19 protein-coding genes are annotated in these 14,287 nt (G+C 57.8%); 11 read left to right on the plus strand and 8 right to left on the minus strand.

The window, feature by feature from the left end:
* The first annotated feature begins 1 nt into the window (after nucleotide 1).
* The 4 genes from MOTHE_RS13095 to MOTHE_RS04275 all read left to right on the plus strand — a co-directional run bounded on the left by MOTHE_RS13095 (nucleotide 2) and on the right by MOTHE_RS04275 (nucleotide 1,150).
* Nucleotides 2-169 (plus strand): DUF2197 domain-containing protein, encoded by a 168-nt coding sequence (locus tag MOTHE_RS13095; RefSeq protein WP_071541437.1) that lies wholly within the window; start codon nucleotides 2-4, stop codon nucleotides 167-169.
* Nucleotides 170-230: 61 nt separating this feature from the next.
* Nucleotides 231-512: a CC/Se motif family (seleno)protein gene (locus MOTHE_RS14090; RefSeq protein ID WP_265736915.1), complete on the plus strand. Its 282-nt coding sequence runs from the start codon at nucleotides 231-233 to the stop codon at nucleotides 510-512.
* A gap of 13 nt (nucleotides 513-525) precedes the next feature.
* Nucleotides 526-852, plus strand: coding sequence for a thioredoxin (gene trxA / locus MOTHE_RS04270; protein ID WP_011392444.1), 327 nt, complete (start codon nucleotides 526-528; stop codon nucleotides 850-852).
* A 109-nt stretch (nucleotides 853-961) separates the two neighbouring features.
* Nucleotides 962-1,150 (plus strand): hypothetical protein, encoded by a 189-nt coding sequence (locus MOTHE_RS04275; protein ID WP_053094708.1) that lies wholly within the window; start codon nucleotides 962-964, stop codon nucleotides 1,148-1,150.
* On the opposite strand, the gene MOTHE_RS04280 is transcribed toward MOTHE_RS04275, so the two are convergent.
* Genes MOTHE_RS04280 through MOTHE_RS04295 form a run of 4 tightly spaced genes read right to left on the minus strand, consistent with a single transcriptional unit; the run spans nucleotide 1,147 to nucleotide 4,027 of the window.
* The gene (locus tag MOTHE_RS04280) at nucleotides 1,147-1,950 is read right to left on the minus strand and encodes a metal ABC transporter permease (protein WP_053094709.1); all 804 of its coding nucleotides are present in this window, start codon (nucleotides 1,948-1,950) and stop codon (nucleotides 1,147-1,149) included. The two genes, MOTHE_RS04275 and MOTHE_RS04280, sit on opposite strands and share 4 nt — an antisense overlap.
* Complete coding sequence (locus MOTHE_RS04285) at nucleotides 1,950-2,684, minus strand: metal ABC transporter ATP-binding protein (protein WP_011392446.1); 735 nt, start codon at nucleotides 2,682-2,684, stop codon at nucleotides 1,950-1,952. Before MOTHE_RS04285 ends, MOTHE_RS04280 begins: the two co-directional genes overlap by 1 nt.
* A gap of 19 nt (nucleotides 2,685-2,703) precedes the next feature.
* The gene (locus tag MOTHE_RS04290) at nucleotides 2,704-3,582 is read right to left on the minus strand and encodes a metal ABC transporter substrate-binding protein (RefSeq protein ID WP_011392447.1); all 879 of its coding nucleotides are present in this window, start codon (nucleotides 3,580-3,582) and stop codon (nucleotides 2,704-2,706) included.
* Nucleotides 3,572-4,027 carry a Fur family transcriptional regulator gene (locus MOTHE_RS04295; protein WP_011392448.1) on the minus strand — a complete coding sequence of 152 codons (456 nt, stop codon included), beginning with the start codon at nucleotides 4,025-4,027 and terminating at the stop codon, nucleotides 3,572-3,574. The genes MOTHE_RS04290 and MOTHE_RS04295 overlap by 11 nt, the downstream gene beginning before the upstream one ends.
* Before the next feature lie 193 nt (nucleotides 4,028-4,220).
* Here MOTHE_RS04295 and MOTHE_RS04300 point away from each other — a divergent pair, with 193 nt between their 5' ends.
* Nucleotides 4,221-5,255, plus strand: a complete 1,035-nt coding sequence (locus MOTHE_RS04300) for a molybdopterin-binding protein (protein WP_011392449.1) — start codon at nucleotides 4,221-4,223, stop codon at nucleotides 5,253-5,255.
* Between the two features lie 2 nt (nucleotides 5,256-5,257).
* Here MOTHE_RS04300 and MOTHE_RS04305 read toward each other — a convergent pair whose 3' ends face one another.
* Genes MOTHE_RS04305 through iorA form a run of 3 tightly spaced genes read right to left on the minus strand, consistent with a single transcriptional unit; the run spans nucleotide 5,258 to nucleotide 8,906 of the window.
* Nucleotides 5,258-6,544, minus strand: coding sequence for a phenylacetate--CoA ligase (locus MOTHE_RS04305; protein ID WP_011392450.1), 1,287 nt, complete (start codon nucleotides 6,542-6,544; stop codon nucleotides 5,258-5,260).
* Nucleotides 6,545-6,546: 2 nt separating this feature from the next.
* Entirely contained in the window at nucleotides 6,547-7,125 is a 579-nt protein-coding gene (locus MOTHE_RS04310) for an indolepyruvate oxidoreductase subunit beta (protein WP_053094710.1), read from the minus strand.
* A 2-nt stretch (nucleotides 7,126-7,127) separates the two neighbouring features.
* Entirely contained in the window at nucleotides 7,128-8,906 is a 1,779-nt protein-coding gene (gene iorA, locus MOTHE_RS04315) for an indolepyruvate ferredoxin oxidoreductase subunit alpha (protein WP_053094711.1), read from the minus strand.
* 487 nt (nucleotides 8,907-9,393) lie between these two features.
* Here iorA and rsmD point away from each other — a divergent pair, with 487 nt between their 5' ends.
* Nucleotides 9,394-9,972, plus strand: coding sequence for a 16S rRNA (guanine(966)-N(2))-methyltransferase RsmD (rsmD, locus tag MOTHE_RS04320; RefSeq protein ID WP_011392453.1), 579 nt, complete (start codon nucleotides 9,394-9,396; stop codon nucleotides 9,970-9,972).
* On the plus strand, nucleotides 9,959-10,462 hold the full coding sequence (locus tag MOTHE_RS04325) for an ATPase (RefSeq protein ID WP_373878630.1): 504 nt from the start codon (nucleotides 9,959-9,961) through the stop codon (nucleotides 10,460-10,462). Before rsmD ends, MOTHE_RS04325 begins: the two co-directional genes overlap by 14 nt.
* On the opposite strand, the gene ylbJ is transcribed toward MOTHE_RS04325, so the two are convergent.
* Nucleotides 10,447-11,670 carry a sporulation integral membrane protein YlbJ gene (ylbJ, locus tag MOTHE_RS04330; RefSeq protein WP_011392455.1) on the minus strand — a complete coding sequence of 408 codons (1,224 nt, stop codon included), beginning with the start codon at nucleotides 11,668-11,670 and terminating at the stop codon, nucleotides 10,447-10,449. The two genes, MOTHE_RS04325 and ylbJ, sit on opposite strands and share 16 nt — an antisense overlap.
* Before the next feature lie 144 nt (nucleotides 11,671-11,814).
* Between ylbJ and MOTHE_RS04335 the strand changes: the two genes are divergently transcribed.
* The 4 genes from MOTHE_RS04335 to rpmF all read left to right on the plus strand — a co-directional run bounded on the left by MOTHE_RS04335 (nucleotide 11,815) and on the right by rpmF (nucleotide 14,222).
* Complete coding sequence (locus tag MOTHE_RS04335; protein WP_338104184.1) at nucleotides 11,815-12,126, plus strand: patatin-like phospholipase family protein; 312 nt, start codon at nucleotides 11,815-11,817, stop codon at nucleotides 12,124-12,126.
* 12 nt (nucleotides 12,127-12,138) lie between these two features.
* A complete protein-coding gene (locus MOTHE_RS04340) occupies nucleotides 12,139-13,332 on the plus strand; it encodes an acetate/propionate family kinase (RefSeq protein ID WP_011392456.1) in 1,194 nt (397 codons plus the stop codon).
* Nucleotides 13,333-13,495: 163 nt separating this feature from the next.
* On the plus strand, nucleotides 13,496-14,083 hold the full coding sequence (locus MOTHE_RS04345) for a YceD family protein (protein ID WP_162490044.1): 588 nt from the start codon (nucleotides 13,496-13,498) through the stop codon (nucleotides 14,081-14,083).
* Nucleotides 14,040-14,222, plus strand: coding sequence for a 50S ribosomal protein L32 (gene rpmF / locus MOTHE_RS14220; protein WP_025774376.1), 183 nt, complete (start codon nucleotides 14,040-14,042; stop codon nucleotides 14,220-14,222). Before MOTHE_RS04345 ends, rpmF begins: the two co-directional genes overlap by 44 nt.
* The last annotated feature ends 65 nt before the right edge of the window (nucleotides 14,223-14,287 follow it).

Below are 14,287 nucleotides of genomic sequence, written 5' to 3' on the forward strand. Positions count from 1 at the left end.
CATGGAAGTAAAATGTGCACTGTGTGGCCGTAAAGAAGAAATAACCAAGGTACATAAGGATTACCAGAAGCTGGCGCGTGATAAGGATGCCGTCTATACCTGTGAAATCTGCCGGGCCAGGCTCCGCTACCAGGCTGTGCAACAACAAAAACCACAACGCCCTTTATAGAAAACTATTGACAGCGAAAAAATAGTTTAGTATAATTCAAATCAAGAGAGGGGGGTTGGAATTGGAAATTCGCATTTCGCCTAAAGCAATGGAATACATCAAAGAAAAAGCCGAAGCTATTACTATTAAATTGGAGATTTGCGGTAGTTGAGCCGGCCTCTCAGTTAGACCTGCCGTGTATGCAGGTGCACCAGCCGATATAAAGAATTTCATCCTCAACCAGATAGATGGGTTAAAAGTCTACCTGCAGAAGGGGATTAAGGCTTCCCGGGGCGTGGATGTCGATCTGGTCGGTTTTGGTCCCTTCAAGCAACTGGTAGTCGATGGCGTGCAAAATTACTAAGGAGGGAAATAAAGTGGCTAAGCCCATCAATGTTAACCAAAATGATTTCGAAGCTGAGGTCCTGTCAGCTCCACTGCCGGTAGTGGTTGACTTCTGGGCTGTATGGTGCGGCCCCTGCCGGATGATGGCCCCGGTTCTGGAGCAACTGGCCGCAGACTACGATGGCAATGTAAAATTCGCCAAGGTCAATGTTGATGAGAACCAGGAACTGGCGGCCCGTTACGGGATAATGAGTATTCCCACCCTGGTCATCTTTAAAGACGGCGCCGAGGCAGGCCGGATTGTCGGCTACATGCCCAAGGAAAAATTACAGGAACAGCTGGAAGCAGCCATCCACTGACGATGGACAAACAGGGAGGGAACCGGTCACGGCCGGTTCCCTCCCTGTTTTATCCCAACCAAAACAATGCCAGCAGCCTGTAATAAGTTTTCTTCCAGGAGGTTATCCTATGAGCAGGCATGCTTTTATCGATCCCGGCCTTTGCGATAGCCTGGCAGTGTGTCAGGCTCGCCTGGCCTGTCCCACCAACTCCTTTACCAGGGAAGAGGCAGGCGAACCCTGGTATATCAGCCCTACCTGCCTGGGATGCGGTCGCTGCCTGCTGGCCTGTGATCGCCAGGCCATCAAGTTAATCTAACCCAGACCCTTGTGACGACCCGGGATCAGGGAGAAAAGGAAGAAAAGGGTAGCCACCAGGACAATGGCTGCCCCGGAAGGCAGGTTTAAATAAAAAGAAAGAAAGAGGCCGACCATGACAGCCAGCAGGCTACTGCCCAGGGTGAAGAGGAGCATGGAGCGGTAATTATCTGCCAGCTGGTAACCCGTTGCTGCCGGGATAACCAGGAGGGCTGAGGCCAGGATAATTCCCACCGACTTAACGGCCACAACAACAGCCAGGGCAATACCGGTTAAAAGGCCAAGATATAAAGGGGTCACCGGGAGACCGGTGGCCCTTGCTGTTTCTTCGTCAAAGGCCAGGGCCAGAAGGTCCCGGAAAAAAAAGGCGATAAAGGCGGTCACCAGCAAGGCGCTGACAGCCAGGATCATCAGGTCGCTCCCGGTTACGGCCAGGATATTACCAAACAGGTAGCTGAAGACATCGCCATAACCGCGGTAGAAACCCAAAATTACCACGCCCAGGGCCATGGCGGCTGAAAAGACGATGCCTATGGCTGTATCTTCATGGAGATGTCCTTTCTGACTCAAGAGACCGATGCTCCAGGCAGTTACCAGGGCCACGGCACCTGCGGGCACCAGGGGGTTGACCCCCAGGGCCAGGCCCAGGGCCAGGCCACCAAAGGTAGAGTGGGCGATGCCTGTTCCGATAAAAGCCAGCCGTTTTAAAACGACAAAAAAGGATACCAGGGCACAAACCAATCCCACCAGCAGGCCGGCGGCCAGGGCCCGCTGGAAAAAGGCATAACCCCAGACGGCCATCAGCGGGCCACCTCCCGCATGGGGAAAAGCTCCTCCCGGTTTAACCCTTTGAAGGATAGCACCCGCCGGGGGTTACCGCTGGCCAGGACGGTTTTATCGAGTAGAATAAAGCGGTCGGCAACGGCCGCCAGGGCCAGGAGGTCATGGGATACTACCAGGATGGTCAGGCCGAGCTGGCGCCGCAGGTCGGCCAGGAGCCGGTAGAAATGGCGCTGGGCAGCGAAATCCAGGGCGCTGGTAGGTTCATCCAGGATCAGGACTTCCGGCCGGTTTACCAGGGCCCGGGCGAGGTATACTCGCTGCAACTGGCCGCCGGACAGGGCCCGGAGGGGTGATTCCCCGTAACCGGCCAGGTTTACCAGCTCCAGGGCGCCGGCAATCAGTTCCTTTTCCCGCCTAGCGGGGCGCCAGCTAAAGGGCCGGCGGGGCAGGGCCAGCCAGATGGCGTCGGCGGCAGTCAAGGGAAAACGGTCCTCAAAGGCTGGCCGCTGGGGCAGGTAGCCTGCCCGGGTACGAACGGCCGGTTGCCGCCAGGGATCGGCTCCCAGGAGCTGGACCCGGCCGCCAGTAGGGGGCAGCAGGCCCAGGATAAGGCGGAGCATGGTGGTCTTGCCGGCACCATTGGGCCCGATAAGCCCGACAAACTCGCCTTTGGCGATCCTCAAACTAACCTTGTCAATGATGGCCTGCCCGCGGTGGTGCAGGCTTACATGTTCCAGGACGATAGGTTCCATGGGTTGCCTCCGTAAACCCTTATCTGAAAGCCTCGATCATGGTTTCCAGGTTGCGACGCATAAGATCGATATAGGTAGTCGGGGCGCCGGGGCCGCCGCCCAGAGGGTCCAGGGTGAGAACCCGGCCCCCGTATTCGGCGGCCAGGGTCCTGGCAGCCTGGGGATTGAACTGGGGTTCAATGAAAACCGGCGGTTTACCCTTGCTACGGGCTGTCTGAACTATATTTGCCAGCTCGGCTGCTGAGGGTTCCTGACCCGGTTTTTCCTCGACGCTGGCCAGTTCCTGGAGGTGATAGCGCCGGGCGAAGTAAAACCAGGCGGGATGGAATTCGATAAAGGCGTACCCTGCGAAGGGTGCCAGGCCGGCCTGGATTTCCCTGTCCAGGGCGGTCAACTGCTGCTGCCATTTTTTAAGGTTGGTTTCGAAGTAATCCTTATGTTCCGGGTCCAGGGCCACCAGGGCCCCGGCAACCTTGGGAGCCAACTGATCCCGTACCAGGACCGGGTCCAGCCAGATATGGGGGTTGGCTCCGGGTGCGACCAGGCCCTGGCCCAGATTAATAATCTGGAGTCCGGGCCCGGCGGCTGCGGCAAACTTTCCCGCCCACTCATCAAGACCCCCCCCGACCTGGACCAGCAGGGTTGCCCCGGCCAGATCCTTCATCTGGGGCGCGGTAATCTCAAAAGTGTGGGGGCTGCTGCCGGGAGGGAGGAGGGTAAGAACCTGCACCCGGTTGCCCCCTATCTGGCTCACCATATCGGCCAGGGGCATGATGGTAGCGGCCACCTTAATTTTGGCCCCCGTGCCGGCTGCCGGGGACGACGGCTTGGTGTTACAACCGGCCACCAGCAAGGCCAGGGCTAAAAGAGCAACCAGGAAATACCTTCTAACTGGCATCGTGATATCCTCCTTTGTTTAAGCCCCGCTGCCGGCAGCGGCCGCAGAAACCGTGAATTTCAAAGGAATGACCTGTAACCTGGAAGTTGCCCAATTTTTCGGCCGGCGGTTGCCAATCGCTTACAGGACAGTCCGGCAGGCAGGTAATAGCACCACACCCCAGGCAAACAAGGTGGTAGTGATGTTCCGTCAGGATCTCAAAACAATCGTTATAGGCGGTACCGGCGCGGATCTGGGCCGCCAGTCCCAGGTCCACCAGGAGCCTCAGGTTGCGGTAGACGGTGTCACTGCTGATATCCGGGAACTCTCGCTGGAGGACCTGGCAGATCTCGGCCACTGTTAAGGGTTTGCCCGCTGCCAGAAGAAGGTTGACCAGGGCCCGGCGCTGGGGAGTCGCCTTATAGCCGGCCCTCTTTATGGTTTTAAGGATAGATTCACCCTCCAAATCCATCTACCCCTAACTAGGATTATTCCTATTTACTATTTTTATTCGTTCTTTTTTCCCGATTTCCTGCTGCCCTGTTGATAAATTTGTTTAACCTGCTTTAAAAGCAGGAGGTATTTCAACAGTCATGACGAATTATATAGGGAGGGCGCGCCAGTATTGAACCTAGCAATTTTTCGAGGAGGCGTGGGTTATGCTCAGGAAGGTGAGGGTGGAAGAGAGCGTCGGCTGTGTCCTGGCCCATGATCACACCAAAATCGTCCCCGGGCAGTTTAAGGGGCGGCGCTTTAAGAAAGGACATATTATTCAACCTGAAGACGTGGCCGAATTACTGCAGATGGGTAAAGAACATATTTACGTCCTGAACCTGGGGCCGGACGAAGTACACGAGGATGAAGCAGCCCTGCGGCTGGCCCGGGCGGCCGCAGGTGACGGGGACCATGGTCTGGACTTCAGTGAACCCCAAGAGGGCAAGGTCAACCTGGAGAGTACCAGGAACGGCCTGCTGAAAATAAACCTGGAAGCCTTAAAGCAGGTTAACAGCGTGGCCGATATCATGCTGGCGACCCTTCATAACAACTACCCCGTTACTGCCGGCCAGGTGGTGGCCGGTACCAGGTTAATCCCCCTGGTAGCACCCCGGTCGGTAATCGAGAGGGTGGAGGCCATCTGCCGGGAAGCAGGGGGTATTCTCCGGGTGGCGCCCTACCGGCGTTTGCAGGTTGGTCTTATTACCACCGGGAGTGAGGTCTATAAGGGCCGGATTAAGGATGCTTTCGGCCCCGTTGTCCGGGCCAAAATAGCCAGTTACGGCTCCGAGGTCGCCCTGGAAAAGGTTGTTCCTGATGACGCCGCGGCTATCCACGACGCTATTGAGGAAATGCTGGCGGCGGGAATGCAGATGGTGGTTCTTACTGGCGGGATGTCAGTAGACCCGGATGATGTAACCCCTGATGGGATCCGCCGGAGCGGGGCCGAGGTGGTCACCTACGGGGCACCGGTGCTGCCCGGGGCCATGTTCATGCTGGCTTACCGGGGCGATGTACCCATCATGGGCCTTCCTGGGTGTGTCATGTACTACCGGGCTACGGTTTTTGATCTGGTACTGCCCCGGATTCTGGTGGGCGAGAGGTTGGAACGGCATGATATAGCCGGGCTGGCGGCCGGGGGCCTCTGCCAGAACTGCCCCGAGTGCCGCTACCCGGCCTGTTCCTTTGGTAAAGCGTGAACCTAAGTCTCCCGGTAGTCGTAGACGCGCCGGGTTTTCTTTTCGCTGCGGGGCAGGGTTCCCAGGGGCACGGCTTCCACGTCGGCAAGGATACCGATCCGGGTCTTGATCTGGCGGCGACACTCGGCTGCCGTGGACTCACCATCATAACCGGGCAGGTACTCTATTTTTACCAGCAGCCGGTCTTTACCTTCCTGCCGGGTGAGGATAAGCTGGTACTCGCTCCCGGCGCCGGGGGTGAGGTGGAGGACATGATCTACCTGGCCCGGGAAGATGTTGACACCCTTGATCTTGACCATGTCGTCGGTCCGGCCCAGGACGCGCTCAATCATGGGGTAGGGCGAACCGCAGGAGCAGGCTTCCCTCTTTAGGCAGGTCAGGTCGTGGGTGCGGTAACGGAGGAGGGGCATACCCTCTTTGGTGAGGGTAGTTATCACCAGCTCACCAGTCTCCCCCGGAGGTAATTGCTTGCCTGTCGCCGGGTCGATAACCTCCAGGAGCAGGTGATCCGTCCACATATGAATACCCTCATGGGCCGGGCAGTCGATGCCGATGCCCGGGCCGTAGATCTCCGTTAAGCCGTAAATATCAAAGGTTTCGATGCCCAGAAGGTCTTCAATTCGCTGCCGCATCTTCTCGCCCCAGCGCTCGGAGCCCAGGACCCCTACCCGTAGGGCCAGTTGATCCTTAAGGCCCCGGCGGTCGATCTCTTCGGCCAGGAAGAGAGCGTAGGAAGCCGTGGCCGCAAGGACGGTAGCCTGGAGATCGACCATCATCTCCAGTTGTTTTTCAGTATTCCCCGGTCCCATGGGGATCACCATGGCCCCCAGGTACTCAATACCGGCCTGGAAGCCGATGCCCGCCGTCCAGAGGCCGTACCCAGGGGTAACCTGGACCCGGTCACGGTTGGTGACCCCGGCCATGGCGAAGCAGCGGGCCATCATCTGCGCCCAGACGGCCACGTCGTAGGCCGTGTAGGGAATGATAATGGGTTTACCCGTAGTTCCCGAAGAGGAGTGAATGCGGACGACTTTTTCTTCGGGAACGGCCATCAGGGCCAGGGGTTTACCATTGCGTAGCTCCCATTTGTCCGTCAGGGGGACATGCTCCAGGTCGGCTACCGTCCGGATGTCTCCGGGTGTAAGGCCGGCCGCCGCCAGCTTTTCCCGGTAGTAAGGGGAATGGGCAAAGAGGCGCTGCACCAGGGCCTGCAAGTGCGGTTCCTGCTGCCGGTACAGGCAATCGTAGTCGAACTTGCGTTGGCAGTTTTTTGCTTCGGACAGGCTCATATTTACACCTCCAGGGCTTGTTTTCCCAGTTGAAAGGCCCGTCGGTTCACGTCGTGGACCCGGTCCAGCAGAAGCTTTAAGGCCGCGGCCAGTAGAGTTTCTGCCTGGAAGGGTAAGTCCAGGTTGGTCAGGGCCCCCAGCATAACCATATTGAGGGCTCGGTGGCTCCCTGCCTGGCCGGCCAGGGCCGGGGCAGCGAGGAAATAGCAGCGGGCAATGTTATTTCGAAGGTAGTCAAGGATTTCTTCCAGGGGATAGGGGGTAGCTCCCAGGGATGCCATGACGGGTACCACTGGTGTTGTCGAGATCAGGGCCCGGCCGTCCGGCTTTAAGTAATCCAAATAACGGCAGGCCTCGGCTGGCTCCAGGGCTAGGAGGATGTCGGCCCGGCCCCTGGGGATGAGGGGGCCTGCCGTTGTTGCCCCCAGACGCACATGACTGACGACGCTGCCTTCCCGCTGGGCCATGCCGATGGTTTCCGCCGTGCGTACCCGGAGGCCTGTTTTCAGGGCGGCGGCACCGATGGCCCGGGAAGCGAGGATAATCCCCTGGCCGCCTACCCCGGCAATAAGAATATCCATGATTAAAGTACCTCCTCGATGGCTGCCACCGGGCAGACCTGGCTACAGAGGCCGCAGCCGGTACAGGTGGCTGCGATTTGAACACCGTTGCCGTCCGGCCTCAGGGCCGGGCAGCCAAGCTCTTTAATACAGGTATGACAGCTGATACAGGCGATTTGGTCAACCTGGTAGCGTCCCGCAGGTTTGGCTACTTGCGGGCAGGGGTGACTTAGGATGACCAGGACGGGTCCCGGGGCCGCCAGGGCCTGATTGGCTACAGTCAGGGTTTCCTCCAGGTTCAGGGGGTCGGCGGTCAAGATAGTTTCTACCCCGCAGGCCCGGCCTACCTGGCTGATATCAATCTTCTTATGGTGGGTATCGGTGGCCAGGCCTGGGTGGGGCTGGTGCCCGGTCATGGCTGTGGTTTCATTATCAAGGACGACGACAACTATGGGCGTCTGCTGGTGGACGGCGTTGACAAGGGATGGCAAGCCGGCATGGAAAAAGGTAGAGTCCCCGACGAAGGCTACCAGCCGGGTATCTGGCTGGACCCGCGCCAGGCCCTGGGCCAGACCCAGGCCCGCTCCCATGCACAGGCAGGTATCCATGGCTTCCAGGGGCGGGGCCGCTCCCAGGGTATAGCAGCCGATATCGCCGGTGAAGATGACTTTACGGTCCCGGGCGGCCTGTTTAAAGGCGTAGAAGGAGCCGCGATGGGGACAACCGGCGCAGAGTAGGGGCGGACGCACCGGCAGGGGTGGTATCCCGGGGCGGCCGTGGGTACCCGCCGGTTGTATTGCCAGGAACTTGGCCAGGGCCCCGGTGACAATATCGGGATTAAACTCACCTTCCCGGGGGAGAAAACCGTTGTGTTTACCGTCTATCTCTACCGGCAGGCGGTGGCGCCAGGCCAGGCGAATGACTTGATCTTCGACAACAGGCTCCTGCTCCTCTACGATGAGTACCCGCTCAACCTGCTTTAAAAAATCGATCACCAGTTTTTCGGGCAAGGGGTAGGGGGTACCGATCTTTAACAGGGATAGTTTTACTCCCAGGCGCTCCCCGGCCTCGGTGACGTAGTAGTAAGACAGGCCGCTGGTGATAACTCCGGCGGGGCCATTATAGTAGACCTCGTTAAAGGGACTGTTGGCGAACTCCTCCCCGGCACGTAGCTGCTGCTGGTTCAACCAGACGTGCTGCCTGGCCGAGAGGGAAGGCATAATGACCCAGCGCGGGTCTTTCTCGAAGCCGGGTACTGGAGGCCGGGGGGGAATGGTTCCTAAGGCAACATCCTGGCAGGCATGGCAGGTACGGGTGGTAGGACGGACAATGACGGGCAGCCCTAGGGTTTCCGAGAGATCAAAAGCGTATTTGGTCATTTCGTAGGCTTCCCGGGGACAGGAGGGGTCCAGGACCGGCAGCTTGGCAAAGCGGGCGAAAAGGCGCGTATCCTGTTCTGTCTGGGAACTATGGGGGCCTGGATCATCGGCCACCACCAGGACCAGGCCGCCCTTGACGCCGATGTAAGCCAGGCTCATGATGGCATCGGCGGCAACATTGAGGCCCATCTGCTTCATACTGGCCATGGCTCTGGCACCGGCATAGGCAGCGCCGGCAGCAATTTCTACGGCTACTTTCTCGTTAACGGACCATTCAGTATAGACTCCTGCCTCCGGACCAAAACGCATCAGCGTAACCATGATTTCCGAAGCCGGCGTCCCGGGATAAGCGGTGGCCACCCGGATACCGGCCTCCAGCGCTCCCCTGGCTATGGCTTCGTTGCCCATGAGCAATTCCGGCACGGTTTCACTCTCCCCTAAGTAATAAAAAAACCGGGTTGCAGCCCGGTAATAGCCCTTCTCGCTACCCTCGGCTCTGCTAACTAAACGCTAGGCTTGAAACTTCTCTCTGCTCAAGGTTCGCTAATATTATCTTATTAAAGCGAGTATAGCACAATCACCGGCGGTGGTCCAGCGAGAATTCTCCCTTCCAGGGTGAACAAAATAAAAAAAGCCGTTCCCTGGGGAACGGCAAGAGTTTTAGCCGCCGGCGGGGACCGGCGGCTTGGGAGAGGAGAAACCGGAGGAAGAGCTCATGGGGGAGGGTTAAAAAATAACCCTAAGCTCTTCTTGGTAAATCTAACTAGTAGATTTACCGGTATTATTATGACCGCCGGCCGGGAAGCTTATACCTGGCCGGTGAAAAATTTTTGCCGTTTTAACCGGCAAGATTCGCGGTTTTTGTTCTTTTTTCCGGGGGTTTCATGCTATAATAGCTGGAGGGAATGGCATGTTACGGATTATAGCCGGCGAGGCCCGTGGCCGCCGTTTAGGGACGCCCAGGGGCCGGACCACCAGGCCTACGAGTGACCGGGTACGGGAAGCCCTGTTTAATATCCTCGGCAATCGGGTTATTGACAGCCTGTTCCTGGATCTTTTTGCCGGTTCGGGGGCCGTGGGGCTGGAGGCCTTGAGCCGGGGCGCCCGTAGGGTCGTTTTTGTCGAAAATAATCGCCAGGCCTTAAAATGCCTCACGGCAAATATAAAGGCTACCGGCCTGGAGGGCAGGGGGCAGGTGATGGCTCTTGACGCCAGGCGGGCTCTCGTTACCCTGGCCAGGCGCAGGGAGACCTTTGACCTGATTTTTAGCGACCCCCCCTATCGCCAGGGATGGGGGGAGTTGATTCTGCCGGCAGTCATCCCCGTCCTGGCTCCCGGCGGCCTGGTTATTCTGGAAACGGCAGTTACCGAAGCCGGACCGGCCATAACCGGTCTGGAAATAATTGCAGTTAGGATTTACGGTGATACAGCTTTAAATTTTTACAAAAGGGCAGGAGGGCTGGCTGTTGGAGTTTATGACTCTGATTGAAGAAATGGAAAAGATGGTGGAAAAGGCGCCCCATATCCCCCTTTCTGGCAAGGTCTTCCTTGATGGTGACCTGCTCCTGGATTACCTGGATCGTCTGCGGACGGCCCTGCCCGAGGAAGTGCGCCAGGCCCAGTGGATACGCCAAGAGAAGGAACGCCTCCTAGAAGAAGCCCGTCTCAAAGCCAGGAGCCTCCTGGAAGAAGCCGAAAAGCGTTCAGAAATAATGGCCCAGGAAAACGAGCTGGTTCGCAAGGCCCGGTCCCAGGCCAGTGAAATTATAAATAGAGCCCGGAACGTGGCTGAAGAAGTAAAAGCCGGGGCTTTGAGCTATGCCGATGGTCTGCTGGCCAAGCTCGAGGCCAGCCTGAACCAGGCCCTGGCCCAGGTACAACAGGGCCGCCAGGAACTGCAGTCCTATCCGGCGACAGGTGCCGGGGAGGCGGCAGCGGCAGGAGAACCGGAAAAGGACAGCAGTCAAAACCGCCGGTAAAGGGTCAGGCGGGCGAACAATCCCAGCACGGTCAGGAACAATAACAAGGCCGCCAGGGTGAGGGTAAACCCTGTATAGTGGACCCCCAGGGAAAGCCATGATACCGGGGGCGACAGGAAATGGCTACCTGTCAGCCAACCAAGGACTGGCCGGGCTGGTCCCCGGAAGAGTTGGACCATGAAGGCCGCCAGGAAACCATGGAGAAGGCGGGCCAGGATAAAGGGACCCAGGCGGAGATCCGTTTTGCTGGTCATGGCAGCCACCTGGCCCAGGACGGAGAGCCCGGCCCAGCCCATGATGATACTAATAGCAGTGAGCTGCTCCCCAAGGGGTACGGGAGCTTCACTGGCAAACTTGGTCCCCATGGTCATTTCAAAGATACCGCTGGCCAGGGCCCCGGCTGTTGCCGGGGTTAAACCCAGGGGATGGCCGGCATAAAGCAGCAACCTGGCCAGGAGGTCCAGGATACCCAGCATACCGGCTACCTGGATAATGACGCTGAAGAGGGTTATAAAGCCGCCGATGGTAATCAGGGTCTGGAAGGAGTGGCTCACGGCATCCCCAAGGAGCTGGCCGAGGGAACGGCCATCCCTTTGTTGGGCCTGAATCATGGCCCGCCAAGCTCTCCGTGGCAGGGATAGGAGGGGGTGGTTCCCCGGCGGTGAAGCCGGTGCCCGTCGACCGTAGAAGCGAAATAGGACTCCCAGGAAGAGGTTGGCTCCATAATGGGCTCCCGCCAGGGCCGGGCCCAGGGCCGGGTTATGGAGCATACCCACGGCTACTGCCCCCAGCATAAAAAGGGGGCTGGCGTTGTTGGTGAAACAGATTAAGCGTTCCCCTTCAACCCTGGTTACCAGCTGCTGCTGGCGTAACTGGGAGGTAAGGATGGCGCTGATGGGGGCGCCAGAAGTGTACCCCATGGCCATGACAAAGGCGCCGCTGCCCGGGACATTGAAGAGAGGCCGCATAACCGGCTCCAGGAGCACGCCCAGAAAGTGGACGATACCCAGGCCCATAAATAATTGAGAAATAATAAAAAAAGGTAAAAGGGCCGGGACGACGATTTCCCACCAGGCCCGGAGACCGCGCAGGGCAGCCTGAAAAACGGGCTGGGGGAAAAGGACGATAGCCAGGGCCAGGATAACGACGGCCACTGCTGTTAGGAAGGGGGTTATACCCCGGCTAATTATGAATACAGGTTGACGCATGGCGGTCACCTCAAAGGGGACATCCTATTCTGGAATATACGCACGCCCAGTTATTATTAGACTATAGAAGTTAAAAGTGCCCGGGGGCATATCTACCACGGGAATGGTGACGGGGGAGAAAATCGGCCTGGCCAGCTTCTGGAGCTGGCGGTTCCCCGCTGGGGACTTATGAGAGGCGATCGAATTGAGGCTCTTGTGCGAACTTTAACAAGGGGCTTGACTTTTGCCGAGCTAAAAGTACCATTGTATGTAGTGGCCGTGGATGTTGAGAGTGGAGAACTGGTAGTTCTCGACAGGGGCGGGGTAGCCGATGCCGTCCGGGCCAGTATTGCCATGCCCGGTCTTTTTGTGCCGAAAAGGCTTGGGGGACGCTTACTGGTGGATGGGGCTGTCCTGGCATCCCTTCCCCGTTTGCTAGCGCTCTTTGCCGGCAAGGCGTATCGACTATTTTTGTAAGGAGGATAAGCCGTGAAAATCCTGGTCTTAAACTGCGGCAGCTCATCGGTCAAATATCAGCTTTTTGATATGGAAGACGAGAGTGTTCTGGCTAAAGGACTGGTGGAAAGGATTGGTATCGACGGTTCCGTCCTGACCCATCGCCCGGCGGGCAAAGAAAAACTGGTGCGTGAAACAGAAATCCCCGATCATAAAGTGGCTATCCGCCTGTGCCTGGAAGCCCTGACCGACCCCCATTACGGGGTTATCAAAGACTACAGCGAAATCGGAGCCATCGGTCATCGTATCGTCCACGGTGGTACTTTTCCCCATTCGGTCCTGGTAGATGCCTCCACTAAAAAGGCCATTAGTGAACTGGAGGTTCTGGCACCCCTCCATAATGGCCCGGCCCTACGGGGTATCGAGGCCTGTGAAGCCATCCTGCCCGGCACCCCCCAGGTAACGGCTTTTGATACGGCCTTTCACCAGGGTATGCCGGATTACGCCTATACTTACAGCCTGCCTTATGAACTCTGCCAGAAGCACCTCATTCGCCGCTACGGCGCTCACGGTACCTCCCACCAGTATGTTGCCCTGCGGGCGGCGGCCATAGTTGGTAAGCCCCTGGAGGAATTGAAGGTTATTACCTGCCACCTGGGTAACGGCTCCAGTATTACTGCTATTAAAAACGCTAAATCATACGACACCAGCATGGGCTTCACCCCCCTGGCAGGTTTAACCATGGGTACCCGTTGCGGTGATATTGATCCGGCCATCGTACCCTTCCTGATGGAAAAAGAGGGCTATACCCCGGCGGAGATGGACCAGGTGATGAACCGCCGGTCAGGGGTCTTGGGAGTCTCCGGCCTCAGCAGCGACTTCCGGGATATTGAAGCTGCCATGGCTGAGGGTAATGATCGCGCTCGCCTGGCCTGGGAGGTTTTCGTCCATAGCGCCAAAAAATATATTGGCGCTTACGCTGCCCTTTTGAACGGCCTGGATATCTTGGTCTTTACAGCCGGCCTGGGGGAAAACTCCATCGCCGCCCGGGAAGCCATATGCCGGGACATGGACTACCTGGGTATAAAGATTGACCCCGAGAAAAACCAGGTCCGGGGCCAGGAAAGGGAGATCACGGCCGCCGGAGCTAGGGTGCGCACCTTTGTTATCCCCACCAATGAAGAATTAATGATTGCTCGCGATACCCTGGCCCTCGTCCAGGCTTGACGCATCCCCGGTTTATATTTTTCGAAGGGCTGGGGGGTTATACCGAAAGGTCACTTTGTTTGAGGCGGCAGATACTTGGGTGAAGCCATAGGGAGGCAGCGGTGAACGGCATGCGCCCCCGTTCCGGTTGACACCAGGCCGACCGTTCGCTATAATCTACGGGGTGAATGTGGTGAAAATTGGTGTCGGCGATTTAAAAGCCAGGCCCGGCAGCGAGCTGGAGTTCAGCTTTAAAGCCGATTGGGGTCATCTGACGACGGCCACTTCCATAATCCCCGTCCTGGCACCCGTTCTGGTCCGGGGGAAGGTTATAAACACCGGGAGAGTGCTGCTGGTCCAGGGGCAGGTGGCCACAACCCTGGAATTAACCTGCGATCGCTGCCTGGCCAAATTTAATTTCCCGGTTATAGCCCCCCTGGAAGAGGCATACGTTACCAAAAACAGCCAGCCTCCGGGTGAGGATGAAGAGGAGGACCGGGAAATCCGGCCCCTGGAGGGCGATATCCTCGATTTACAACCGGCGGTTACTGAGGCTTTGCTTCTGGCTTTACCCATGAAATGGCTGTGCCAGGTGAACTGTCGTGGCCTGTGCCCTCATTGCGGCCAGAATCTCAACGAAGGCCAGTGCCACTGTCAGGGGGAAACATTGGATCCCCGGCTGGCGACGCTAGGGCAATTTTTAAGGAACCTGGAAGGAGAGGATACCCATGGGAGTACCCAAAAGGAGAACTTCAAAGGCCCGGAAGAATAAGCGGCGTTCCATCTGGGGCCAGATGGCGGCCCCTACCCTGGTGGAGTGCCCCCAGTGCCACCAGCTTAAGTTAAACCACCGGGTTTGTCCTAAGTGCGGTTATTATAAAGGAAGGGAAGCCATCCAAGTAGCCGAGTAAGTGTTATAACCGGCAATTGTGCCGGTTATTTTTTTGCTTGCATAAAACTGACAGGCTCGTTATAC

Source organism: Moorella thermoacetica (genome assembly GCF_001267405.1).
GTDB lineage: Bacteria > Bacillota > DSM-521 > Neomoorellales > Neomoorellaceae > Neomoorella > Neomoorella thermoacetica.